Origin of the sequence: Tatumella sp. JGM130 (assembly GCF_018257525.1) — a bacterium.
Classification (GTDB): domain Bacteria; phylum Pseudomonadota; class Gammaproteobacteria; order Enterobacterales; family Enterobacteriaceae; genus Tatumella; species Tatumella punctata.
Map to the genome: position 1 here is coordinate 18,274 of NZ_JAERJS010000032.1, position 23,321 is coordinate 41,594.

Genomic DNA, 23,321 nt, shown 5'->3' on the forward strand with positions numbered 1-23,321 from the left:
GTACGGAGGATTATTATGGGTGAGTTTACCGAAGTCTCCTCGCCGGAAGCGGGGTCTCAGCAGTTTGAAATCCGCCCGTTACCCGGTACCGGTGCCGAAATTATCGGTCTGGATTTAAGTCATAAACTGAATACCGCCGACTTCCGGCGTATTCATCAGGCGCATCTGCACTATCATCTGCTGGTTTTCCGGCAGCAGACACTGACTCCGGAACAGCAGATTGCATTCAGTCGTCGTTTTGGCCCGTTGCAGATTCATGTATTAAAACAATTCCTGTTAGACGGCTATCCTGAGATTTTAATCGTTTCTAATATTGTCCGTGACGGGAAGCCTGTCGGCCTCGGTGATGCAGGTAAATACTGGCATTCTGATCTTTCTTATAAACAGATACCCAGCCTTGGTTCAATGCTCTATGGGAAAATTTTACCCGCCGTTGGCGGAGATACCCGCTTTGCCAATATGCATAAGGCATGGGAAACCTTACCTGAAAAATTACGTCGCAAAATTGAAGGCCTCCGGGCAGTACATTCTTATACAGCGACTTACAGTAAGCCCCGTTTCGGCAGCCAGTGGCGACCGGTATTAACAGAAAAACAGCTAAGTGAAGTGAAAGCGGTTAGCCACCCGGTCATCAGAACGCATCCGGAAACCGGTCACAAGGCATTGTTTGTCAGTGAAGGTTTTACGACCCATATCGAAGGGCTGGCTGAAGATGAAAGCCGGGATATTTTGCAGGCACTGTATGAACACAGTATCCGTGAAGAAAATATTTATACGCACTGCTGGCAAGCCGGTGATTTATTGTTCTGGGATAACCGCTCGTTAATCCATCTGGCGACAGGCTGTCCGGAAGATTGTCCGCGCCAGTTATACCGCACCACCATTGAAGGCGATATTCCATTCTGAACAGGATATAAGCATGACCAACCGGACGGAGCAGCAGCCTGCCCCTTTATTATCGCTGAATCATATCAGCCTTGAGTATCAGACGTCGCAACACCGGGTACGGGCGGTGCATGATGTCAGTTTTGAGGTTTACCCGGCGGACCGATTTGTATTGCTCGGCCCTTCGGGATGCGGAAAGTCCAGTTTGCTGAAAGCGATTGGCGGGTTTATCCCGCCGACAAGCGGGGAGATTTTGCTGGAAGGAAAAAAAATTACCGCCCCTGGCCCGGAGCGGATGACTGTTTTTCAGGAGTTTGATCAACTGGCTCCGTGGAAAACAGTTATCAGTAATGTGATGTTCCCGCTGCTGGTTAGCGGTAAATACCATAAAAAACAGGCCAGGGAGATTGCCGGCCATTATCTGCATAAGGTTGGTTTATCACGGTTTACTGATGTTTACCCGCATATGTTGTCCGGGGGAATGAAGCAGCGAGTTGCTATTGCCCGGGCGATGGCAATGAAACCAGAAATTTTGCTGATGGATGAGCCATTTGCTTCTCTGGATGCGCTGACACGAAGACAAATGCAGGAAGAGCTGCTGGAACTCTGGGAGGATGCGGGTTCGACGCTGCTCTTCGTAACACATTCGATTGAAGAAGCGTTGTTAATCGGCAGCCGGATTTTGATCCTTTCGGCACATCCCGGGCAAATCCGGGCGGAAAGAAACTGCCATCAGTTCACATTACACAATCAGGGCAACGAAGAGTTCCGGCAAGCTGCACGGGAAATTCATTCGTTGCTGTTTCCGGAAAAAGCAACGGTATATCCGTCAGACAGGGAGAGTCCTTATGGCACCACAGCCTTACCTTCGGCCCGGTTATCTGCGTGAAGTAACAGTTCCCGCAGAATTTCAGGCTGAAACACCGCTACCGCCCGGCAAACGTTTATGGAATCAGAGCTGGTTAAGGAAGTCGGTGCTGGTTCTGCTATTACTGATGGTATGGGAACTGATCGCCCGCTGGCAGAATAACAGTCTGATGTTTCCGGGGGTTATCGATACTCTGAGAGCATTCAGTGAGGATATGTTAAGCGGAGTATTACCAGAGAAAATACATAATTCCCTTACCCTGCTCATTCAGGGATACCTGATTGGCAGTGTATTATCGCTGGTCTTCAGTGCCCTTGCTGTCAGCAGCAGAGCAGGCAGAGATTTACTGAGTACACTGACGGCAATGCTGAATCCGTTACCGGCGATTGCTTTGCTGCCGCTGGCCCTTTTATGGTTTGGTTTAGGAAGCAGCAGCCTGATATTTGTGATCGTTCATTCGGTTGTCTGGCCAATAGCCTTAAACACCAGCGCCGGGTTTAACAGTGTTTCTGAAACCTTACGTATGACCGGAAAAAATTATGGTCTGCGCGGTCCGCGTTATGTCTGGCATATTCTTATGCCGGCAGCGTTACCCTCTATTCTTGCCGGACTAAAAATTGGCTGGGCATTTGCCTGGCGTACCCTGATCGCTGCTGAATTAGTCTTTGGTGCTTCCAGTGGCAGCGGCGGACTGGGCTGGTATATTTTTCAGAACCGTAATGAGCTGTTTACCGATCATGTGTTTGCCGGGTTACTGACAGTCGTGATTATCGGGTTACTGGTTGAAGGCGTGATTTTTGCCGGTATAGAACGGCTGACAGTAAAGCGCTGGAACATCTGATCGCTCTGGCACCAGTCGGGTGGTTTACCCGGTATTTTATTTTCCCTTCTGAATTTTAGATGTACAGACGTCCAGACTTCCGATATAGTCGGCGGATATTAACTCAGGGAGGATATCCATGAAAAAAATAATACTGTCTTCAGCTATCGTTCTGTCAGCATTGCTGCTGAGTGCCTGTAAACAGGATGACCAGAACAGTGTCAGGGTAGCAATTAATGCCGGTCCGGATCAGCAAATCTGGGATACGGTGAAACAGGTAGCGAAAGACAAATATCACCTGGATGTGAATGTCATCACCTTTAATGACTACGTACAGCCCAACGAAGCGCTGCTGAATAAAGATGTTGATGCTAACGCGTTTCAGAGTGTGCCTTATCTGGAAATGCAGGAAAAAGAGCGAGGCTATCCGTTTGTTATCCTGGGTAAGACCTTTATTTTTCCGATAGCTGCCTATTCTTCAAAAATTAAAAACATTAAAGATCTGCCGGACGGTGCCACCGTGACCATTTCCAATGAGTCCACCACGCTGGGCCGCAGTCTGCTGTTGTTACAGTCTCAGGGGCTGATCACGGTAAAACCTGAGGCAGGTTTACTGCCAACGGTGCTGGATATTACCGCTAACCCTAAAAAACTGAATTTTGTACTGGTGGATACTCCGCAGCTGACCCGAACCCTGGATGACCCTAAAGTCTATTTATCGGTCATCAATAATAATTTTGCGTCACTGGCAGGATTATCAGCATCAAAAGACGGATTATTTATGGAAGGTAAAGCCTCTCCTTATCTGAATGTACTGGTTGCCCGTAAAGATAATATTAATGATAAAAAACTGCAGGAACTGAAACAGGCATTCCAGTCACAGGAAGTGCTGGATAAAGCGAATGACATCTACAAAGGTGACATTATTAAAGCCTGGTAATCTTCGCCCGCAGACCCGGCAGTGACCTGACTGCCGGGCTATTTTCTCTCCCTGCTATTTCCTTATTTTCTTTCTTTTTCACCGACAGCCTTCATTTCTTTGACCCGGCCTGCCCGTCAGTATTTTTACGGGGTCTGATGGGCGGAATAAAATAATGTTTTTTTATTTAATTCAGTGATAAATATTGTTTTGTAGCCTAAGATTGACAATGAATGATTAATAATGATTATTGTTTGCATTAACTTATAAATTGTATTTTTTGCGCATATAAAACATGACAATCATTCCCCGTATTTCTTTACTGACCAGTGCTGTTGTCATCGCGCTTCCGGTCATGGCGGCAGAAACTGCTGCCGATAAAACGTCTTCTCCGGCAACCTCTGTCACAGCACCAGTTACCGGGAATAAGGTAACAGTGGTGGGAAACTGGCTGGACACACCGGATATCAGTTCGGTACTGCTCGACCACCCGGGAGCACGAACTTATATCAGTGCGCAACAAATGAGAGAACGGGGAGATGAAACCCTGGCTGATGCACTGCAGGGGGTTCCCGGGGTACAAATCAGGGGCAGTAATGGCACCGGAGGAAGTGATATTTCTCTGAATGTGGGAGTCCGCGGATTGCCTGCCCGGTTGTCACCCCGCTCAACTATCCTGATGGATGGGATTCCGCTGGCGACGGCACCTTACGGTCAGCCACAGCTCTCTATGGCGCCGTTATCGATGGGAAATATTGAGTCTGTGGATGTGATCCGTGGCGGTGGTACGGTACGCTACGGGCCGCAGAATGTGGGCGGTATCATTAACTTTACCACCAAACCGATCCCCGAAAAATTTGGCGGCAGTGCCAGTGTCCAGACCCGCGGAGCAAAAACCGGCGGCCTGAAAACCCTGACCAGTGCCAGTGTCGGGGGGATGACGGACAACAAGAGAGCGGGTGCCGGGATACTGTACTCAGGGCTGCACGGACAGGGATACCGTAAAAGCAACGATAATACGGATATTGACGATTTTATACTGAAAACACAATATTCCCTGACTGAGCAGGATCTGCTACAGGCCAGCTTTCACTACTATGATGCCAGCTCAGGTATGCCGGGCGGGTTAACCCGTTCCGGATATGCGCAGGATCCTTATGCATCGACCCGTAAATGGGATCACTTTGATGCGCGGCGTAAGGATATGTCGTTTAAATATAAACATCAGCAACAAGACCGGCAGCTGGAGGTAATGACCTATTTTACCGATAGCTTCCGGGGCAGTAATATCGAAACGGAGGGCGGAGTGGCCAGGCCCGGCCAGCGGCGTATGATCACCTATCCGCGTCATTATTCGACCTGGGCCATCGAACCGGGTTACTCACAATCGTTCCTGACCGGGGAAATAGCCCAGGAAGTGACTCTCGGTTACCGGTATCTGAATGAAACCATGGACGAAAAAGCCTATCGTTCCGGCTGGTATAATATCGGCAGCCAGTACTCAAGCCCTGCCACTCCGGATTATTATCAGCATACCTCCGGCGGCACCCGTGCTCATGCACTTTATCTGGATGATGCAATTAATGTCGGTGACTGGACAATTACCCCCGGCATCCGTTACGAAAATATCCGTACACATCTGGATAATGGTATTCAGGGTTATCACCGGGAAAAACACTACAGTGAGCCTCTGCCGTCACTGAATGTAATGTACCACCTGTCCGACGAATGGAAGCTGTTTGCCAATACCAATACTTCATTTGGCAGTATGCAGTATTTTCAGCTGAATACGGGCGGAAAAGGTGATCAGAGTGCTGACGGATTAACTGCGGAAAAAGCCCATAGCTATGAGTTTGGTACCCGTTATGACGATACTGTCCTTAAGGCTGAGGCCACGCTTTTCTATATTAATTTTGATAATGAATTGCAGTATGTCAACGATCGCTGGACCAATATGGGGGCCACGCGACATAAGGGGATTGAAACCTCTGTCAGTTATGATCTCGGTGCTCTGAGTCACGCTCTGGAGGGGATCAGCGCCTATACCACCTATACCTACACCAAAGCCGAAGCGATCCGCGGGGCATTTTCCGGTAAAGATCTGCCATTCTATTCCCGGCAGGTCTTTACCGTTGGCGGCCGCTACCAGACAGGCAACTGGACGTGGAATCTGGACAGTTTTGCCCGGTCGAAACAGTATTCTCCGGGCAGCGGTTCCCAATATATTACGCAGGAAAGTGCCGATGGTCTGTACGGTAATATGCCGGGTTATATGGTCTGGAATTTCCGCGGGGCTTATGATTTCGGGGCTGCCTGGAATGGATTAACCCTCGGGGCCGGAATTAATAATCTGTTCGATCAGCAATATTTTACCCGCTCCACGGATCCCAACAGTGGTAAGTATATTGGTGAGCCGCGGACTTATTTTGTTCAGGCCTCAGTCACATTCTGATAATGGCAGGCGCGCCCGGCCTTTTCCGGGCGGAGCGCCTGCCACAGGTATATCAGCGGGAGATCCAGAACACCCCGGAAGTTTTCAGTCCCATAAACTTCTGATGGATTAATGTCAGATCGGCTTGCGGATCAAGGTCTGAGAATAATTGCGGGTGAAGGAATTTTGCTATCACTTCGACAGCAATCACATTCGATGGCAGATCGTAGAACTGGTGATAAATCGCCAGCACCTGATGTTTTTGTACAGCCTGCAGTACATTAAACCCGGTACGGTTCATCAGTCCGGCCAGCTTTTTCTCTGCCAGGGCCGGATCCTGCTGATAACCGAGGGGCACGGATGCTGAAGCTTTACGGTTTCCCTGCCAGTCAGCGCCGGTGAGTAGATAAAAATCCGGATTGAGGGTAATAATCTTTTCCAGACTGACATCACCGCCCATACCACTGAATAATGTCCCCCCGAGGTTGGTCCCGCCTGCCGCCTGAATAAACTCTCCGAGGCTTCCCTGACCAAAAGTACTGCAACAAAAATCCCCCAGGATACCGGCACTGCGTTCAATAAAGACCGTCGGGCGCTGGCGAGGGGTGAGATCTGCCGTGCGCTGTGCTATCAGCGACATCCGCTGGTTATAGAAGTCCAGATACTGACGGGCATTTTTTTGCTGATGGAAAACCTCACCCAGCAGTTCAATACTTTTCACCGTGTTCTGCAGAGGTTTTTGCCGGAAATCGATAAAGATATACGGTATATGCAGGCTGTCGAGTTTAGCGGTAACCCCTTCATCTTTCAGTTTGGCCAGTAAGCCAATATCAAAAATAACCAGGTCTGCTTTTCTGGCGACAGCATTTTCGACATTAAAGGTCGTGGTATAAGGATTAGCGAAGGTCGGAATTGTTTTCAGATCGGCAAAGTTACCGGCAAATGCCGCCATAATATCCGGTGACTTCTTTTGCAGGGAATCATCCCAGGCAGCAATGCTGGCAGAAGGGTCACCTTTAAAGATAATGCTCATTGCCTCAATTGCCCTGGCATCGGCCAGCATAATGCGGTGAGGTACCCGGTTAAGATCGACTTTTCTGCCCAGCAGATCGGTTACCGTATCCGCCTGAGCCTGCTGGCCGAGGGTCATTATCAGGGTCAATATAAAGATCAGTCTGGTCGCTATTTTCATCTCAGTGTGCTGCCTGCCATTGATTACTGTGGTTCCCGCCATCAGGTGTCGTGGCCGGGTAAGGATTCTGCTGACAGAAATATAACATTATCGGCAGTGAAGTGTGAGAAGGGGGGTTACCGGAGTTAATCTGCGGGATTTTTTACCTGGCGGGCGGAGACGGGGCTGATTCCGGTTAACCGCCTTCCGCTGGCAGCTGACCGGAACCGGGGCGGTTATTTACCGCCCAGCACTTTTTGCATCTGTTGTTCGTCGAGTTCACCGACCCGTTTGGCAACAAACAGGGTAGCAACACCGTTCCCGACCAGATTGGTCAGTGCCCGGGCTTCTGACATAAAGCGGTCGATACCGAGGATCAGTGCCAGACCGGTGACCGGCAGGGTACCGACTGCCGACAGGGTTGCGGCCAGCACAATAAAGCCACTGCCGGTGACGCCTGCGGCACCTTTGGAAGAGAGTAATAACACCACCAGCAGGGTGATTTGATGAACAATATCCATCTGGCTGTTAGTAGCCTGGGCAATAAATACGGCAGCCATCGTCAGATAGATAGAGGTACCGTCGAGGTTAAAAGAGTAGCCGGTCGGGATCACTAATCCGACCACGGATTTCTTACAGCCGGCTTCTTCCATTTTTTTCAGCATCCGTGGCAGAACAGATTCTGATGAGGAGGTACCGAGTACAATCAGTAATTCTTCTTTGATGTAGCCGATAAATTTAAAGATATTGAACCCGATATAGCGTGAAATCAGTCCCAGCACGATCACCACAAACAGAATGCAGGTCAGATAGAAACAGACAATCAGCTGGCCCAGCTGTAACAGGGAACCTACCCCGTACTTACCGATAGTAAATGCCATTGCGCCAAAAGCACCGATCGGGGCCAGACGCATGATCATATTAATAATGCCGAAAATAACCTGTGAAAAGTTATCAATCACATTAAAAATCAGGGTTCCGGTTTTACCCAGGCGATGCAGGGCGAAGCCAAACAGGATAGCGAACAGCAGAACCTGCAGGATATTTCCGCTGGCGAAGGCACCGATAACGCTGTTCGGGATAATATCCATAATAAACGACACAATACCCTGCTGCTTCGCCTGGTCGGCATAGGTGGTAATGGCAGACGCATCCAGGCTGGCCGGGTTAATATTCATTCCGGCACCAGGCTGAGCAATATTTACCACAATAAGGCCGATAATCAGTGCCAGGGTGCTGACAATCTCAAAGTACAGCAGAGCAATGGCACCGGTACGCCCCACCGCTTTCATGCTCTCCATTCCGGCGATCCCCGTCACCACGGTGCAGAAAATAACCGGCGCGATAATCATTTTTATCAGCTTAATAAAACCGTCCCCGAGCGGTTTCATCTGGGTGGCAATATCCGGATAAAAATGTCCCAGAAACACACCGATAGCGATGGCAATGAGTACCTGGATGTAGAGGCTGTGGAACAGCGTTTTTTTCATAATGATTCCAGTCAGATAAATATTACGATTATTTTTATAGTTTCAGTCAACTACCTGCTAAAAAGTAACAGCATGTTAATTAAAATCAAATAACATCACAGAGTTGAATGGGGAATTGACGTTTTTATGAACTGACTCGCTTCAGTGAGCCGATAATATTCAGTTATTTAGATATTATCATTCTTCCGCTTAGCAGTATCAGGCTAAAAATAGCCGGAAATAACGGGTCACAGATGAATGAACACTGTGTGCCATGTTACTAAAAACGGGTTGAAGCGTGATAAACACCCTTTAAGCTGGCAGCCGTCACCCGGGGCGGTGATTTACCGGTTATCCTCCGGTATGTATTATTTTTATTTTATCAACGTTGATTTCTGTTTATCAGATCAGGAGAAACCATGAGCCAGTTCCAATCGAAAAAAATTATTTATCGTTCAGGCAGTACTGAACTGGAAGGCGTTCTGGTATTTGATGCCAGCCTTACCGCACCGGCAGCCGGTTTAGTGATGGCACCGAACTGGATGGGGGTGACTGAGGCATCGGTCAGTCTGGCAGAAAAAGCCGCAGCCCGTGGTTATGTGGTACTGATTGCTGATCTTTACGGTAAAGGAGTACGCCCTGGTTCGGCAGAAGAAGCCGGTACGGTCATGATGTCAGTAAAAAACACGGATGAAGAAGTCGGTCGTATGGCCGCGGCTATGCAGGCATTAACGTCTCAGACCGATGCGCCGGTGACTGCCGATAAAGTGGCCGTGTTTGGTTTTTGTTTTGGCGGACATTGTGCGCTGGAACTGGCCCGCAGTGGTGCGTCGCTAAAGGCCGCAATTTCTTTTCACGGCGGACTTGATACCTGTGGCAGCTATGATGCTAAAAACATTAAAGGTTCAGTTCTGGTGCTGGATGGTGCGGGGGATCCGCTGGTGCCACGGGAACAGTTACCGGCATTTGCTCAGGAAATGACCACCGCCAGCGTCGACTGGAAACTGCACAGCTATAAAGGTGCAGTGCATTCGTTTACTGATGTACAGGCTAACGTTAAAGGCGTTGCTGAATATAATGCAGATGTCAGTGCCCGTGCTTTTGCGGCAATGTTTGGTTTATTAGACGAAGTCTTCTGATACCCGGTGTATTACCGCTAACCCCCCTCTGGCATAACGATGCCAGAGGGGGGAAAGGTTACATTTTTATCGATGCCTGCATATAGAAGGTCCGTGGCTGACCGGCATACAGCCCTTTATTATTATCATCGTAAGAACGAATATAGTAAGGCTGATCAAACATATTCTTCACTCCCACGCCGACTTTCAGGTGTGAATACTGCGGACCAAAGTCGTAACCCACCCTTGCGCCCCACAACATATAACCGGCAATTCGGCCGGTACTGCCGTCAGCACTGGCCGCGACGGTATTGGCATTGTCTGCATACTGCCGTGACTGATATTCCCCGTTCAGAGTAAATGACCACTGGCCGGGTGTGTAATCAATACCGACCACGCCTTTATGTTTCGGTGAAAAAGGCACCTGATTACCGTAAGTACTGCCGTGCTCGAGGATCACGGCATTCACATAGGCATAGCTGGCATAAACAGCGATATCTTCCAGTCGCGGAGACAAGGCGGACAAATCATAACGGGCGCTGGTTTCCAGGCCGCTGTGGCGGGTTTTGCCACGGGCAGTGACCGAATCATCCGTCTGATTTGAGTCATACTGATTATTAAAGTTGATCAGGAAAATACCGGCTTCTGCATTAAGATATCCGTCATCGTAACGGGTTCCGGCCTCCCAGGTTCTGGCTTTTTCCGGCTCAATACTGCCGCTGCTGACAGCTTTACCGATTTGGCTGTACTGGACAGTACCAAACGACCCTTCTGTATTGGCATACAGATTCCAGCTGTCTGTCAGATGATAAAGCACGCTGAGCGCCGGCAGAGGAGCATTGTAGCTGATCTTCTGGCGGGTATTTTTTAGCGTATTATTCTGATAAGACTCAATATGCTCAAAACGGATACCCGGTGTAAAAGTCCAGTTGCCGATATCGATCCGGTTATCGGCATAGAATGCATGGGCTTCGGTCCCTGAGCGGGTATCCCTGTCATACGGGCTGGATGCAGAGGGCAGTATGCCCTGAGCAACCGGAGTGTAATAGCGCATTTCATGGCTGGACTCACTGATATAACGGTAGCCCACACTGACTTCCTGCGCCGAAGAACCCAGCAGGAAACTCTGGCTGTAACGGGGTTCTATGCCGCGAACCCAGTATTCCCGCGGGGAGAGTGTAATTTTGCTGCCCTGTTGCAGATAGCCGCTGCGCAGGGTGTGAGTGAAGAAGCCTTGCAGCGTAAATTTATGCTGCATATCGGGCTGGTATTGGTAGCCGACACCGGCCAGTTCTCTGCGTCCCCAGAACTGGTCATAAGGGCGGGTTGATTGCCAGCGATTGGCCTGATAATCCGCCTGGTTCAGGCCGCCGGGCATATCGGCACGGCCATCATAATATTGCAGCAGGCTGGTGAAGGTATTTACCCCGTCAGGCGCATAACGGCTTTTGAGCATAACATCGTCAATGCGGGTTGCACTATGTTCACGCCAGTCGCTGCCGCGGGTACCTGAATAGAGCAGGGCACTGCCAAATCCGTTATCTGCGGTGCCGCCCACCATCAGGTGATGAGTTTCTTTCGGGCTGTTCTGTGACGATGACGGGCTCAGCATCCCTTCGGTTCCCGCGTCAATACCAAAATCTTTCGGTATTGCACGGGTAACGTAGTTAACCACGCCGCCGACATTTTGTGGTCCGTAACGTACCGCACCACCATCGCGAACCACGTCAACCGCATCCATATTCCCCAGAGATACAGGGGCCAGTGACAGCTGTGGCTGCCCGTACGGGGCAAAAGGAACCGGGATCCCATCCATCAGAATGGTCGAGCGGGTTGCCAGCCGCGGGTTTAATCCGCGGATACCAAAATTCATCGCCAGGTCATCACTGCCGGTACCGTTATTTTCCGGTGCATTGACCCCGGGGATACGGTTCATTACTTCACGCAGTGTGGTGGCACCTGTTTTGGCAAAGTCTGCACGGCGGATAACATCCCTGGCCCCGGGGTGTTCAAAGACATCATTTTCACGGGCATCGCCCAGCCAGTCGCCGACCACTGTCATGGAGGTTTCTGCGGTGGTGGTGTCAGGGAGCGGAACCAGGGTCCAGCTGTCGGGCCCGAGGGCTTTTGCCTGTAACTGACTGTCGCGAAGTAATGCCTGTAAGGCATTGATTGCCGTATAATCTCCCTGCAGCCCCTGGCTTTGCTTACCGCGCGTCAGGCTGGCATCAATGGATAATGTGATTCCGCTTTGTGCGGCATACTGGTTCAGAACGTTATCCAGGGTTCCTGCCGGTAACTGATAGTGGCGGATGGCCGGGGGTGTCTCTGCATAACTGCCGGCGCTGAAAATACCTGTCCCTGTCAGCAGACAAATGCGCAGCCACAGAGCCAGAGAATGTGACTGCCTGGTACGGTTCCCGGAAGTGGTATCTGAAGTTTTCATGCTATCTCCGTCATTATTTTTATATCGTCACTGATGGAGTCGAATGAAAAACTAAAAAGGACAACAATAAATACGAATTTTTATGAGAATTATTCAGTTTATTGCACTTATAACGATAATGTATTTTGTAATATATTGAATTTTAACCGGAAGGGCAGAGGCGATGGCTTTAAGCGCGGCATCTGTATTAAACGCCGGAAAAGTACCGCTTAACCTCAGGTCTGCTGCTGATGCGGTACAATGTAATAATCCGGAATGATAGCCGGATAAGGCGGTGATAACACGACTCAGCGGCTGGTCACTGAAACTGATCATACCTTTGACCCAGTCATTGTCATGCGGGTCCGCAGGCCGGAGAGCAGAAAACCCGTCACGCTGAATCAGTAAACTTTCCCCCTGCTGAACCCGTTGCCGTTGGCGGGGATCTTTCTGTAATACGGCTTCTACGACATGTTCACTGACGCTCAGCACAACGTCATTATCGCGCTGTTGTACCGAAAAGCGTGTGCCGAGTGCGGTCAGTAATGCTGGCCGGGTCAGTACCCGAAATGGCCGGCCAGCCGGGTCTTTACCGGTGCTGATGGCAATATCACCATATAACAATTCAACCAGCCGCTGCTGACGATCAAAGCGGACATTGGCGGCACTGTCGCTATTCAGAGCAAACAGGGTGCCGTCGGTCAGGGACTGCTGAAGCATCTGACCTTTAGCCGTGTGATAATCGGCCCGCATAGCTTCTGCCAGTTCAGAATGCCATAACGGCCAGCCGGCAGTGGCTGCACCGGCCAGCATGACAATCCCTTTCAGTACCGAACGCCGTGTTGCCGGGGGATCCTGCAGTAAGCAGCCGGCAGTATGGGCCGGAATGATGTTCAGTTGCTGGCGCAGGGATTCAACCTGTTGCCAGGCCCATTGATTATCCGCATGACCTGAATACCACTGTTGCCACTTTGCCGTTTGTTGTGCTGTGACCTGCGGATCATTTAATTGTGCGTACCAGTATGACGCTGAACGCAGGGCTGTTTTTCGGGCATCAGAAAGGGATGTCTGCATTACAGGCCATGCTCCAGTCTGAAGATCAGACAATGCTCTGTCGCTTTCGCGATATATTTTTTGACGGCGCTGACAGAAACCCCCAGCCGTAAGGCGATATCGCGATACTGTAATCCTTCCAGTTGTGATAACAGAAAAGCCCGGCGTGCTTTGTCACTCAGGGTATCCAGCATCTGATCCAGCAGTTGCAGGGTTTGCAACTGTATCTGCCGGCATTCCGCAGAAGGAAGCTGGTCATCGGGTAAGTTAGCCAGCATGTCGAGATAGTTTTTTTCCAGCGCCTGGCGACGGAACAGATCCACCATGACGCGTTTTGCAACGGTACACAGAAACGAACGCGGGTCACGAATAGTGTCGCGCTGCCGGGAACCCAGAATCCGGACAAAGGTATCCTGTGCAATATCTTCTGCGTCAAAAACCGAGTGCATTTTTCGGGTCAGCCATAACGTCAGCCAGCCATAATGTGTATGGTAGAGTGTATCAACGGTCAGGCCGGACGGTGGTATGGCAGAATCGGTCATCACAATAAACATCGCAGCTAAATATCAGACGGCATATTAATATGCGAATAGTTATCATTTCAATGATGTTACCGAAGTTTCTTACTCCCGGACAAGCCTGGCCACGCGGGTACTGATGATCATAAAAGTGTCATCTCTGGTACCTACTATGTCTGCCATCTTTCACAGAGAGCGAATCCGAACCCGATGAAAAACCTGTTAAAAGCACTGCCGCTGATCGTATTACCGCTGGTCACTGTAACGTCTTATGCGGCAGAAGCACCTGCCCTGTGTACCCCGAAAGCGTATGAAATGGCGCTGCGTTATCAGCAAAAATCGGCAGAGATAATGGCTCTGCAGTTACAAACCTATAAATTTGCCCGTCAGGATTTCCTGCAGAAAGCCGCGCACTTAGCGTCTCCGGAAAAAGCAGCGGTGGTGATGGATCTCGATGAAACTGTGCTGGATAATTCGCCGCTGCTGGTCAGAGATATGGAAAATTGTCATGACTATACCCGGTGGGATACCTGGGATGCGTGGGAGAAATCAGGGCACCCGGGCCTGATTCCGGGGGCGAAGGAATTTTTGCAGACAGTCAGCGATAAAAAAGTCCGTATTTTTTATGTCTCGGACCGCTCTCAGGCAAATAAAAATCAGACCCTCGCGACCCTGAGGGACTTAGGTCTGCCTCAGGTCTCTGATGACAGTGTGCAGCTGGACACTGCCTCTAAACAGGTGCGCAGAGAGGCCATCCGTCAGCATTACCAGATCATTATGCTGTTCGGGGACAGTCTGCCGGACTTTTCTGCACAATTTAAAAATAAAAAAACCACCGAACAGCAACGTCAGCTAGTGCGTGATAATGAAGCACATTTCGCTGATGACTGGATCATACTGCCTAATGCGGCCTATGGTTCGTGGTCACAGGCTTCCCTGAATGCCTGGAAACAGTAAGCTGCATTATTTTTGTGCACTGTGGCGGGATATTGATCAAACCCGCCAGCGACGAGCACTGAAAACAGGCCCTCAGACACCTGGCGTAACTTTTGCATCATTCCTTACAGGCTTCTTTCTGTAAGGTAATTGATATCGTGTCTGAATCATCCGGTGAGTATGAACACGAGGCAGTCCCTGCGGCTGCCCGCAAAAGTCTGTTTTCTGTCGCAGTCGTGTGGGCCGGTTTCCCGATGGTGATGGTGGGTGCTTTTGTCGGAGCACAAATTGTCACCAGTCTCGGCTTTATCCGCGGTATGCAGGCGATCATCACCGGCAATATTATACTTGCAGTGTATGTTGCCTGCCTGAGTGCTCTGGCGGCAAAGCAGGGGAAAACCTTTGCCTTAAGTTGCCGGGAAATCTTCAGTCCTGTGGGGGCGAAACTGATTGCGGTATTTCTTTCCGGGCTGGTGGTCGGCTGGTTTGCAGTGCAGACCGGGCTGGCAGGCCATGGACTGAATAGTCTGCTCGGATGGCCTTCAGGCTGGTCAGTGGTGGCGGCAGGTGCAGTATTTACGCTGCTGTCAATGGCCGGTATGCAAATGCTGAAACCGGTCAGTATTATCTCTATCGTGCTGTTTATTATTACCGGTGCTGTGAGTGTGGGACTTAATTTCCGGCACCATAGCTGGCAGCAGGTGCTGGACTATACTCCGCCTTCCGGCCATAGCCTGGCTCTGGGTATTGGCGTTACGATGGCTATTTCGGTGTTTGTTGACTCGGGAACGCTGACCGCAGATTTTACCCGCTGGTCGAAAACACCTTTCCAGGCGGTTATTGCGTCTCTGGCAGCTTTTCCTGTGGCGAATATCCTGCCGATGTTACTGGGCGGGGTGGTTGCCGCCACCGGTGAGGCGACTGATGGTGATTTTGCCCATTTACTGGCCCGGTCCGGTTCCTTATTTGCGGTATTTGCCGCAGTATTCTTCGTGATTAACTGTGCTTCGGTCGCGACGCATGGCTTATATAATGCCGCCTCTGGCTGGAGTTCGGTGATCCCACTGAGTTTCCGCCAATTAGTTGTCCTTTTAGGGATCTCGGGGACTGGCCTGGCACTGGCCGGGATCAGTAACTGGCTGGTGAACTGGTTAAGTTTACTGGGTATTGTGGTGCCGGGGATCGGTGGCGCGATCATTGGCTGGATGATTGCCGGACAGGGACGTTATGCGCCGGGTTGCTTGCTCAGTAGCTGGCTGTTTTCTGTTATCTGCAGTACGGTGTGTTATCTGAAAGCAGCGCAATATTCTGTCGCGATGGTTTCTATTCTGTCCGCCGTTCTGTTCTGCGTGTGTGCCTTAGGAGTTCACACCCGCACAGCCCGTCAGCGTAGTTTCTGAGGCCGACAGCACCGGTCCCGCTTTCCGGGAACGGTGCTGTCGGGAGATCAGCGAAGCTCGTAATCATTAAATATCATCGTGCTGTCGCCTCCATCGGTAATCCCGGTCTCTCCCGGATAAGTCAGAAACGCATCCCCCTTATGTACCAATAACTCTCTGTCATTATTAGGTTTTCCTGGTTCACTGATCAGAACATGTCCTTCGGTGAAGAACACCCGCACCCCCGGCCCGTGTTGCCGGTAAGGCGTGGTGCTCTCTCCCGGCTGCAGGGTGACTTTCCAGCCCCTGACCGTTGGTTTATCCAGGACCTGGCTGAATTGCGGCAGAGCGGGGCGGCGTGCTTCAGCAAAATGCAACGGGCCGTGCTGGCGGATTTCAAACGCTACCTGCTGGTTGACTGTCTGACCGGTATTGGTGACTTTATCAATATCCTGTTTTCCCTGATGAGCACCAAACTTCACGTTACCACTTGCCATTACGCTGCTGACCGGCGGCTTATCGGGATAAGCAATCGTGACCGGACTGCCATCAATGTGGGTATTCACATAATCAAGGTGTTGCTGGTGGAAAAGGGTGGAGACCCCCGGCGGGATCATCACCCGCATCACCGTGAGATACTGATTTTCCAGGATCACATGGTGCAGAGGTTCGAGGTGAGTCGGGACGACTTTTTCTGCCGCCTGACTGATTAGCGGCATACTTAAGGTGGCAAGCAGCAGACCCGGCAGGCATCGCGTTTTTTTCGGCATCTTAACACCCTCATGAATAATCACTTTTAATACCGTTGGTTAACCTTCTACCACTGTGACCCAGTTGGCACCTTCAGCGGACGGATAACGCGAGAGCAGTGTCAGTTCACCGGAGTGCTGATCAATGTGGTACAGAGAAAAGTGGTCAGACTGCAGGCCGGTTTCAATCAGGAAACGGCCACTGTTATCAATGGCAAAACCGCGCGGGAGTTTTTCGGTATGAATACTGCGGATTAAATGCAGGCTTCCGTCCCGCGGGGAGACTGAGAACGCTGTCAGCAGACTATTGGTGCGTTCAGTGGAGTAGAGGAACTTCCCGTCAGGAGTCATATGGATATCGGCCTGCCAGATGCGTGGTTTCGGGGTATCGGGCAGGTCAAAATCGCCGGTCAGTGGCCTGGCTTCGCCTTTCTGCATCGTGGCGGCGATTTCCGGTGCAATAGAAGGCGTGGCTTCCTGTGGTGTCACGGTACCATCCCTGTTCAGTTTCAGCTTCTGAATATTACCGGCCATCTCTGTGAGCAGATAAATATAATGGTTACCGTCGTCCGCCGGCCGCGGGGCAAAGATAAAGTGACGCGGACCGGTGGCAGCTTCATGCTGAATATTGACGGCGGGTGGTGTTGCCGGAGTGACTTTGCCGCTGTACGGATCAAAACGATATTGTAAGAACTGGTCAGCACCCAGCAGTGATACATATAAAAACTGGTTCGTCGGGTCAGTCTGAATACAGTGAGCGCGTTTACCCGTATGGACAATCTGTACCGGAGGTGCTTCGGGCTGTCCTTTGTCATTGATGCGATTTACCGTAAACAGGTCCCCGCCGTACGAAGCTGATAACAGGTAATGCCCGCTGCGATCCAGTGATATATAGGCCATGCTGTCCTGCAGAGGCGTTTCGCCGGCAGGTGTCAGTGTTCCGTTATCCGCAATGTGCCAGCTCATTACCCGATAAGGCTTGCTGCGGATAGCTGCGTACAGAGTTTTTTTATCGGGTGATACCACGGATGACATCACTTGTTTTGCCGCAGGATAGGTAGCGACAGGCTGCATCGTCTGACTGTGCTTATCCAGCGCCCAGGCAGAGATTGTCCCGCTTGCGGCATTGGAAATATAGACAAAGGTCTGTGGTGTTGCGGCGGCACTGGCAGCCACAGAACATAAGCCGACCAGGGCCGCAGTGAATAATATCTTTTTCATTCGGAACCTCATTGATGGGGTAAATGGCGTGATCCGCTGACAACAATATCAGTAAGTACTTCCCGGCCGGGCAACAGGCTGGGGGGACTGCGGGTCTCCGCCACCGAGATCCAGTGGCTCAACTTTGCCCATAATGAACATAAAAGTGATGGCACCAAACAGACAGATACCACCCGCCACCACCAGCGGAACCACAAAAGAACCATGGCTGATACTCAGCATCACCCCCGTAAAGGAGGCGGTCACAATCCCCGCGAGGTTACCGGCAAAGTTCTGGATCCCGCCCAGTGTGGCGACATAACCGGAGCCCGGAGCCACGTCAGCTGGCAGAGTCCAGATATTAGCGGCGGTAAAGGCCAGTCCGGCGTAGGTCAGGGAAAATAACGTCAGGATCAGGGGGATGCTTGAGGTGAATGCGGCAAAGGCGATCACCGAAGAGAGTAGCATACCGGCAATTAAACAGGTCTTACGGGCAGCCGTCAGGCTGAAGCCTTTATTATATAACCAGTCAGAAGTCAGCCCGCCCAGCAGACTGCCGGGGATCCCCATCAGCGCAGGGATAGCACCGAGGGTACCCAGTTCTTTCAGGGAGAAGCCCTGTGACATTGTCAGGTAAGTGGGAAACCAGGTGACGAAGAAATAGGTGGCAAAGTTCATACAAAAGAAGCCAATCATCATGCCCCACACGGTACGATGGCGGAACAGTGTCCTGAGTTTTATTTTTTCATCGGGGCTGGAAATGACCATCTTACGGTCTTCGAGCAAATTCTGGCGTTCTGTTTCATCCAGTCCCTGTTTTTCTTCGGGGTCACGATAAAACATCAGCCAGATAACGACCCAGACTAATCCCAGCGCCCCGGTAACCACAAAAGAGGTTTCCCAGTCCCGGGCACTGATCAGCCAGGCGACCAGAGGCAATGCCAGCGCACTGCCTGCCCGCGGACCGGCATCAAAGATACCACTGGCGGTGGCCCGCTCTTTTTTGGCAAACCAGCAGGCGACAACCTTAGCACAACCGGGATTACCGCCGGATTCACCGACCCCCAGTAACAACCGGGAAATAAAAAGTGAAGTAAAACCGCGGCCAAAGGCGGTGAATACGGTGAAAAGTGACCACCAGCCGACGGCGACCGCCAGGCCGATACGGGTACCCAGCCGGTCAATAATGCGCCCGGCAGGAATTTGCATCAGTGCGTAGGTCCAGAAAAAGGCACCGAGGATCAGCCCCATCGAGGTATCATCCAGCCCGAGATCTTTTTTGATATGCGGTGCCGCAATCGCCAGATTTATCCGGTCGATATAGTTGATTGCGATGGCAAAAAAGCAGAAAAGTATCATCATCCAGCGTATTTTTGGGTACTTGCGCATGAGATTTTCCTTTACAATTATCACCCGTCAGTTATGTCTGCTCTGGTGTGACTTGTTATATGCAGGGTAGGCAGAGAGATGATTTGGCATCATCAGTTTGTTAATGAATGGTAAATTTTGTATCTCTGTTATATTTAATTAACCCAACTCATTAACATTACGTAAAGTAAGCGATTACAAATACCAGTCAAGGTCAAAGTAAGCGCTTTCATTGCACTGGCCGGTTTCTGTATAAAATTTGTGGAGAGCATCACTTTTTAGGAGATGGATGATGGCTGATAAAATCACCCCGGCACGAGTTTCTCTGGAAGATGTCGCCCGGTTGTCCGGTGTATCAACGGCGACCGTCTCCCGGGTACTTAATGGCAGTGCTATTGTCCGGGAGTCAAGAAAAACAGCGGTCGAAAAGGCCTGTAAAGAGCTGGGCTATGTGATTAATCGCGCCGCCAGAACGCTGGCTTCACGTAAAAGTATGACCATCGGGGCGGTGGTCCCGACCCTGGCAATTGAAACCTTCTCCCGGCCGATTGATGCTTTCCAGAAAATTATTCATCAGCAGGGCTATACCCTGCTGCTGGCAAACTCAGATTTCGATATGGATACTGAGCTGAATGAAGTTAATAAATTGCTGGAATATGGTGTTGATGCACTGATGCTGGTGGGGCATACCCACCACCCGCAGCTATGGAAGCGCCTGCAACAGCACCCGATCCCCTGTATTCAGACCTTTTCTATCGATCCGCAGCGACCGGCAGTGGGTTATGACAGTATTCTGGCCTCACAGCAATTGCTGCAACACCTTCTGGCGCTGAAACACCGGCATTTTGCGGTGATATTCGGCAGTCCGCCGTCAAATGATCGCCTGTCAGAGCGGCTGGAAGGGATCCGTCAGGGGCTGCAGCATGCCGGTTTATCTCTGGCTGCAGAGAATTGTATCGAAAATGCTTTCACGATGAATGATGCCCGCCAGGCAATGTTCCGTCTGCTGGACGGACCACAGCCACCGACGGCGGTGATTTGCGGTAATGATTTACTGGCATTTGGCGCAATGCGTGCAGCAAAAGAACGGTATTTACGTATTCCGAATGATATCTCGATCACCGGATTTAATGATTACGAATTCGCTGAGCATCTGGAGCATCCGTTAACCACCATGCGGGTGGATTTGGCAGGTATAGGCCGTTTAGCTGCCAGTTACCTGCTGGCCACCCTGAACGGTCATCCTGCAGAGTCCCTGTCCTGTGTTACCCCGCAGCTGATTATTCGCGGCAGTACCGGTTCGGCTCCGCAATAGTCGGCTGGTCAGAAAACCGGCCTGCAGGCCGGTTACAGGTCCTTATCAAACCAGGGACCGCGACGCAGATAACTTTTATTCAGCGCCGCCGGGGTTGTTATGCCCACCAGCGCCATATCCCGGTCAATTTCATCTCTCAGGATATGCATGGCATGTTCGATGCCGGCTGTCGCTCCGACAACACTGGCATACAGAAACGGGCGTCCCAGAAATACGAAGTCAGCACCCAGCGCCATTGCTTTCAGTACATCCGTACCACGGCGGATCCCGCTGTCAATAATGACTTTCATTGTCCCTTTACCGGCAGCTATTTCCGGCAGGGTATGCAGCGGCGGCACCGTATAGTCCAGTTGCCGGCCGCCGTGATTAGACAGGATCACCGCATCGGCGCCACAGTCACGGGCGATAAAGGCATCGGCCGGGGTCATCAGGCCCTTAATTACCAGGTTACCTTTCCAGCGGCGGCGTATAGCTTCAACATGTGTCCAGTTCAGTTTGTCCCTGGCGTGGGTGTTACGTACTTTGTTCGACATCATCGGCGGGCCGCGCTCAGCATCTGTGTTTTCAAAATGCGGAGCCCCGTGACGCAAATAGGTTTTTGCCACTGTCCCCAGCAGCCAGCGGGGGCTGGTCGCACTCTGCCACATCACTTTGGGAGTGATCCGGATCGGCATACTGAAACCGCTGCGCGTATTGTGTTCACGGTTACCAAGCATAGGGGTATCTCCGGTAACCACCAGTGTCTGGTAACCCGCCTGTTCCACCCGCCCGATCAGCCGGTCAATCCGCGGCTGATCACCTGCCAGATAGGCCTGAAACCAGGCATCCGGATTTTCTGCAATCACATCTTCCAGCCGGATAAGGGATGATGCACTGAGGATCATCGGGACATCCATAAGTCTGGCGGCCCGCGCCAGATGCATATCTGCCCGGTAAGAAACAAAAGATGCCCCGCCCAGCGGGGCGATACCAAAGGGATGCCGCCAGTGCTTACCGAACAACCCGGTACTCTGGTCTCTTCCTGAAACATCACGGAACATCCGTGGAAGAAAAGCATATTGCTGATAGGCCTCAAAATTCCCGCTAATCCCGCGGCCGGTTTCGACACCGCCTGCGACATACTGATAAATCATCTCTGGCAGGCGTTTTCTGGCATGACGTTCAAAATCGTCGAGCGCCAGTAAATCGCGAAACTGATGCGCAACGGTGTTTGCCGGGCGGGACTGGCTCACAGGCGTTGCTGACGATTTTTCCCGGGGGGCGGGAGTAAGAGATACGGTCATGAAGTAGTCATCCTTAGGGCCGATAACAGACCGGCGCTGATGTTGAATGTAAGCGATTACAAAAATACCAGTAACACTCTGTGCTGCCGGAATGTAAATTAACATCCTGTTCATATTTTTTTGTGACACCCGTCACCATAATAACTTTTTTGTAAGCCATTACATTTGATATCTGCAGTAGAATCTCCAGTGAAATGAGCAGATTTTTTTCTGATTCACCCTGACCCGGAGGACCGGATGACACAACGGATAGCCTTACTGCATGCCACTCCTGTAGCAATGGCGCCTGTTCACCGTGCTTTTGAACAGCGATGGCCTGAGGCATTACTGGTTAATTTACTTGATGACAGCCTGACGACTGACCGTGCCAAAGAAAAAGCACTCTCTGCTTCATTATGTGATAGGTTTGTTAAATTCGGTCACTATGCATATGCTTCCGGTGCGTCGGCGATATTAGTCACCTGTTCGGCCTTTGGCCCGGCGATAGAACTGCTGGCCGAACAGCTGCCAGTTCCGGTACTTAAACCGAATGAAGCCATGTTTGCCGAAGCGTTAAATGCCGGAAAACGTATTGGTATGCTGGCAACCTTTGCCCCCGCAGTTGTCACTATGGAAGCAGAATTTGCGGACTATGCCAGACAACAAAACAGTGATGCCACCCTGAAAACCCTGGTGGTGGAGGATGCAATAGATCTGTTACGCCGCGGCAATGCGCACCAGCATAATCAGCTGGTGGCTGACAGGGCCCCGGAACTGGCCGACTGTGATGTCATTATGCTGGCCCATTTTTCCACCTCCGGGGCATTAACGGCGGTGCAGGAAAAAGTCAGCACTCCGGTGCTGACGGCTCCCCATGCTGCAGTACAGGCTTTAAAACAACGAATATCAGGCTGATTTTTCTCTGATTGTGTCGGACAGATCGATAACAGGGTGGAGGACAGTGATGGCGGGAAAACACCATGAATAGTTTACTTCCCTGCCTGTTGTTGCTGCTGATCGGAGCACTGGGCATGATTGGCCACAATATGGCGGTGGTTTATGCAGCAGTAATTCTGCTGGTCATCAGGATCACTCCGCTGGCCCGCTTTTTTCCGTTTATCGAAACTCAGGGTGTGAATATCGGCATTATTATTCTGACGGTGGGTGTAATAGCCCCGCTGGCTAATGGCGATATGACACTGCGGGCCCTGGTCCGTACCCTGGCTGACTGGAAATCTGTCGCTGCAATTGTGATTGGTATTTTCGTGTCCTGGCTTGGCGGGCGGGGGGTTTCTTTTCTGTCCCTGCAACCGGGCATTGTTGGCGGTTTACTGGTTGGCACAATTATCGGTGTGGCTTTTTTTAGGTTCATCGCACCTTAGCGTGAATTAATAGAAAACGGCGGTAAAAGTGGTTAGTTTTGTATTCGCCAAAA

Annotated in this window: 20 protein-coding genes; 11 read left to right on the plus strand and 9 right to left on the minus strand. The window is 51.0% G+C overall.

Features of this window, described 5'->3' with window-relative positions:
• The first annotated feature begins 15 nt into the window (after positions 1 to 15).
• The 5 genes from JK211_RS13550 (at position 16) to JK211_RS13570 (ending at position 5,944) form a co-directional block, all read left to right on the plus strand.
• The gene (locus JK211_RS13550; RefSeq protein WP_212709202.1) at positions 16 to 906 is read left to right on the plus strand and encodes a TauD/TfdA family dioxygenase; all 891 of its coding nucleotides are present in this window, start codon (positions 16 to 18) and stop codon (positions 904 to 906) included.
• A gap of 13 nt (positions 907 to 919) precedes the next feature.
• Positions 920 to 1,774 (plus strand): ABC transporter ATP-binding protein, encoded by an 855-nt coding sequence (locus JK211_RS13555; protein WP_212709203.1) that lies wholly within the window; start codon positions 920 to 922, stop codon positions 1,772 to 1,774.
• The gene (locus tag JK211_RS13560) at positions 1,734 to 2,594 is read left to right on the plus strand and encodes an ABC transporter permease (RefSeq protein ID WP_212709204.1); all 861 of its coding nucleotides are present in this window, start codon (positions 1,734 to 1,736) and stop codon (positions 2,592 to 2,594) included. The genes JK211_RS13555 and JK211_RS13560 overlap by 41 nt, the downstream gene beginning before the upstream one ends.
• Positions 2,595 to 2,712: 118 nt before the next feature.
• Entirely contained in the window at positions 2,713 to 3,513 is an 801-nt protein-coding gene (locus tag JK211_RS13565; protein ID WP_212709205.1) for a MetQ/NlpA family ABC transporter substrate-binding protein, read from the plus strand.
• Positions 3,514 to 3,787: 274 nt separating this feature from the next.
• The gene (locus JK211_RS13570; protein WP_212709206.1) at positions 3,788 to 5,944 is read left to right on the plus strand and encodes a TonB-dependent siderophore receptor; all 2,157 of its coding nucleotides are present in this window, start codon (positions 3,788 to 3,790) and stop codon (positions 5,942 to 5,944) included.
• Between the two features lie 52 nt (positions 5,945 to 5,996).
• Here JK211_RS13570 and JK211_RS13575 read toward each other — a convergent pair whose 3' ends face one another.
• Positions 5,997 to 7,115 carry an ABC transporter substrate-binding protein gene (locus JK211_RS13575; RefSeq protein ID WP_249213358.1) on the minus strand — a complete coding sequence of 373 codons (1,119 nt, stop codon included), beginning with the start codon at positions 7,113 to 7,115 and terminating at the stop codon, positions 5,997 to 5,999.
• Positions 7,116 to 7,330: 215 nt separating this feature from the next.
• Complete coding sequence (locus JK211_RS13580) at positions 7,331 to 8,584, minus strand: dicarboxylate/amino acid:cation symporter (protein WP_212709207.1); 1,254 nt, start codon at positions 8,582 to 8,584, stop codon at positions 7,331 to 7,333.
• A 398-nt stretch (positions 8,585 to 8,982) separates the two neighbouring features.
• Here JK211_RS13580 and JK211_RS13585 point away from each other — a divergent pair, with 398 nt between their 5' ends.
• The gene (locus JK211_RS13585; RefSeq protein ID WP_212709208.1) at positions 8,983 to 9,702 is read left to right on the plus strand and encodes a dienelactone hydrolase family protein; all 720 of its coding nucleotides are present in this window, start codon (positions 8,983 to 8,985) and stop codon (positions 9,700 to 9,702) included.
• A gap of 58 nt (positions 9,703 to 9,760) precedes the next feature.
• Here JK211_RS13585 and fecA read toward each other — a convergent pair whose 3' ends face one another.
• From fecA to fecI, 3 genes are all read right to left on the minus strand, one after another.
• A complete protein-coding gene (gene fecA, locus JK211_RS13590; RefSeq protein WP_212709209.1) occupies positions 9,761 to 12,127 on the minus strand; it encodes a TonB-dependent Fe(3+) dicitrate receptor FecA in 2,367 nt (788 codons plus the stop codon).
• A gap of 93 nt (positions 12,128 to 12,220) precedes the next feature.
• A complete protein-coding gene (gene fecR / locus JK211_RS13595) occupies positions 12,221 to 13,180 on the minus strand; it encodes a ferric citrate uptake sigma factor regulator FecR (protein ID WP_212709210.1) in 960 nt (319 codons plus the stop codon).
• Entirely contained in the window at positions 13,180 to 13,701 is a 522-nt protein-coding gene (fecI, locus tag JK211_RS13600; RefSeq protein WP_212709222.1) for a ferric citrate uptake sigma factor FecI, read from the minus strand. Before fecI ends, fecR begins: the two co-directional genes overlap by 1 nt.
• A gap of 186 nt (positions 13,702 to 13,887) precedes the next feature.
• On the opposite strand from fecI, the gene JK211_RS13605 reads away from it, so the two are divergent.
• A complete protein-coding gene (locus tag JK211_RS13605; RefSeq protein ID WP_212709211.1) occupies positions 13,888 to 14,634 on the plus strand; it encodes a 5'-nucleotidase, lipoprotein e(P4) family in 747 nt (248 codons plus the stop codon).
• 137 nt (positions 14,635 to 14,771) lie between these two features.
• The gene (locus JK211_RS13610) at positions 14,772 to 16,013 is read left to right on the plus strand and encodes a cytosine permease (RefSeq protein ID WP_212709212.1); all 1,242 of its coding nucleotides are present in this window, start codon (positions 14,772 to 14,774) and stop codon (positions 16,011 to 16,013) included.
• Positions 16,014 to 16,060: 47 nt separating this feature from the next.
• On the opposite strand, the gene JK211_RS13615 is transcribed toward JK211_RS13610, so the two are convergent.
• The 3 genes from JK211_RS13615 to JK211_RS13625 are packed head-to-tail and all read right to left on the minus strand — an operon-like array spanning position 16,061 to position 19,330.
• Positions 16,061 to 16,762: a hypothetical protein gene (locus tag JK211_RS13615; RefSeq protein WP_212709213.1), complete on the minus strand. Its 702-nt coding sequence runs from the start codon at positions 16,760 to 16,762 to the stop codon at positions 16,061 to 16,063.
• A 39-nt stretch (positions 16,763 to 16,801) separates the two neighbouring features.
• Positions 16,802 to 17,962, minus strand: a complete 1,161-nt coding sequence (locus tag JK211_RS13620) for a beta-propeller fold lactonase family protein (RefSeq protein ID WP_212709214.1) — start codon at positions 17,960 to 17,962, stop codon at positions 16,802 to 16,804.
• 48 nt (positions 17,963 to 18,010) lie between these two features.
• Complete coding sequence (locus JK211_RS13625; protein WP_212709215.1) at positions 18,011 to 19,330, minus strand: MFS transporter; 1,320 nt, start codon at positions 19,328 to 19,330, stop codon at positions 18,011 to 18,013.
• A 268-nt stretch (positions 19,331 to 19,598) separates the two neighbouring features.
• On the opposite strand from JK211_RS13625, the gene JK211_RS13630 reads away from it, so the two are divergent.
• Positions 19,599 to 20,624 carry a LacI family DNA-binding transcriptional regulator gene (locus tag JK211_RS13630; protein ID WP_343877266.1) on the plus strand — a complete coding sequence of 342 codons (1,026 nt, stop codon included), beginning with the start codon at positions 19,599 to 19,601 and terminating at the stop codon, positions 20,622 to 20,624.
• Between the two features lie 32 nt (positions 20,625 to 20,656).
• Here the strand turns inward: JK211_RS13630 and JK211_RS13635 are convergent, their stop codons facing one another.
• Positions 20,657 to 21,907: an alpha-hydroxy acid oxidase gene (locus JK211_RS13635; protein ID WP_212709216.1), complete on the minus strand. Its 1,251-nt coding sequence runs from the start codon at positions 21,905 to 21,907 to the stop codon at positions 20,657 to 20,659.
• Between the two features lie 237 nt (positions 21,908 to 22,144).
• Between JK211_RS13635 and JK211_RS13640 the strand changes: the two genes are divergently transcribed.
• On the plus strand, positions 22,145 to 22,801 hold the full coding sequence (locus JK211_RS13640) for an aspartate/glutamate racemase family protein (RefSeq protein ID WP_212709217.1): 657 nt from the start codon (positions 22,145 to 22,147) through the stop codon (positions 22,799 to 22,801).
• A gap of 65 nt (positions 22,802 to 22,866) precedes the next feature.
• On the plus strand, positions 22,867 to 23,268 hold the full coding sequence (locus JK211_RS13645) for a DUF441 domain-containing protein (protein WP_212709218.1): 402 nt from the start codon (positions 22,867 to 22,869) through the stop codon (positions 23,266 to 23,268).
• The last annotated feature ends 53 nt before the right edge of the window (positions 23,269 to 23,321 follow it).

What these genes read in the sequence shown, in the direction of transcription:
- JK211_RS13580 (WP_212709207.1), bottom strand. Translation starts at nt 8,584, where the DNA reads ATGAAAAAAACGCTGTTCCACAGCCTCTACATCCAGGTACTCATTGCC.
- JK211_RS13620 (WP_212709214.1), bottom strand. Translation starts at nt 17,962, where the DNA reads ATGAAAAAGATATTATTCACTGCGGCCCTGGTCGGCTTATGTTCTGTG.
- JK211_RS13555 (WP_212709203.1), top strand. Translation starts at nt 920, where the DNA reads ATGACCAACCGGACGGAGCAGCAGCCTGCCCCTTTATTATCGCTGAAT.
- JK211_RS13635 (WP_212709216.1), bottom strand. Translation starts at nt 21,907, where the DNA reads ATGACCGTATCTCTTACTCCCGCCCCCCGGGAAAAATCGTCAGCAACG.
- JK211_RS13630 (WP_343877266.1), top strand. Translation starts at nt 19,599, where the DNA reads ATGATGGCTGATAAAATCACCCCGGCACGAGTTTCTCTGGAAGATGTC.
- fecR (WP_212709210.1), bottom strand. Translation starts at nt 13,180, where the DNA reads ATGCAGACATCCCTTTCTGATGCCCGAAAAACAGCCCTGCGTTCAGCG.
- JK211_RS13565 (WP_212709205.1), top strand. Translation starts at nt 2,713, where the DNA reads ATGAAAAAAATAATACTGTCTTCAGCTATCGTTCTGTCAGCATTGCTG.
- JK211_RS13605 (WP_212709211.1), top strand. Translation starts at nt 13,888, where the DNA reads ATGAAAAACCTGTTAAAAGCACTGCCGCTGATCGTATTACCGCTGGTC.
- JK211_RS13560 (WP_212709204.1), top strand. Translation starts at nt 1,734, where the DNA reads ATGGCACCACAGCCTTACCTTCGGCCCGGTTATCTGCGTGAAGTAACA.
- JK211_RS13615 (WP_212709213.1), bottom strand. Translation starts at nt 16,762, where the DNA reads ATGCCGAAAAAAACGCGATGCCTGCCGGGTCTGCTGCTTGCCACCTTA.
- JK211_RS13645 (WP_212709218.1), top strand. Translation starts at nt 22,867, where the DNA reads ATGAATAGTTTACTTCCCTGCCTGTTGTTGCTGCTGATCGGAGCACTG.
- JK211_RS13640 (WP_212709217.1), top strand. Translation starts at nt 22,145, where the DNA reads ATGACACAACGGATAGCCTTACTGCATGCCACTCCTGTAGCAATGGCG.
- JK211_RS13575 (WP_249213358.1), bottom strand. Translation starts at nt 7,115, where the DNA reads ATGAAAATAGCGACCAGACTGATCTTTATATTGACCCTGATAATGACC.
- fecI (WP_212709222.1), bottom strand. Translation starts at nt 13,701, where the DNA reads ATGACCGATTCTGCCATACCACCGTCCGGCCTGACCGTTGATACACTC.
- JK211_RS13585 (WP_212709208.1), top strand. Translation starts at nt 8,983, where the DNA reads ATGAGCCAGTTCCAATCGAAAAAAATTATTTATCGTTCAGGCAGTACT.
- JK211_RS13570 (WP_212709206.1), top strand. Translation starts at nt 3,788, where the DNA reads ATGACAATCATTCCCCGTATTTCTTTACTGACCAGTGCTGTTGTCATC.
- JK211_RS13625 (WP_212709215.1), bottom strand. Translation starts at nt 19,330, where the DNA reads ATGCGCAAGTACCCAAAAATACGCTGGATGATGATACTTTTCTGCTTT.
- JK211_RS13550 (WP_212709202.1), top strand. Translation starts at nt 16, where the DNA reads ATGGGTGAGTTTACCGAAGTCTCCTCGCCGGAAGCGGGGTCTCAGCAG.
- fecA (WP_212709209.1), bottom strand. Translation starts at nt 12,127, where the DNA reads ATGAAAACTTCAGATACCACTTCCGGGAACCGTACCAGGCAGTCACAT.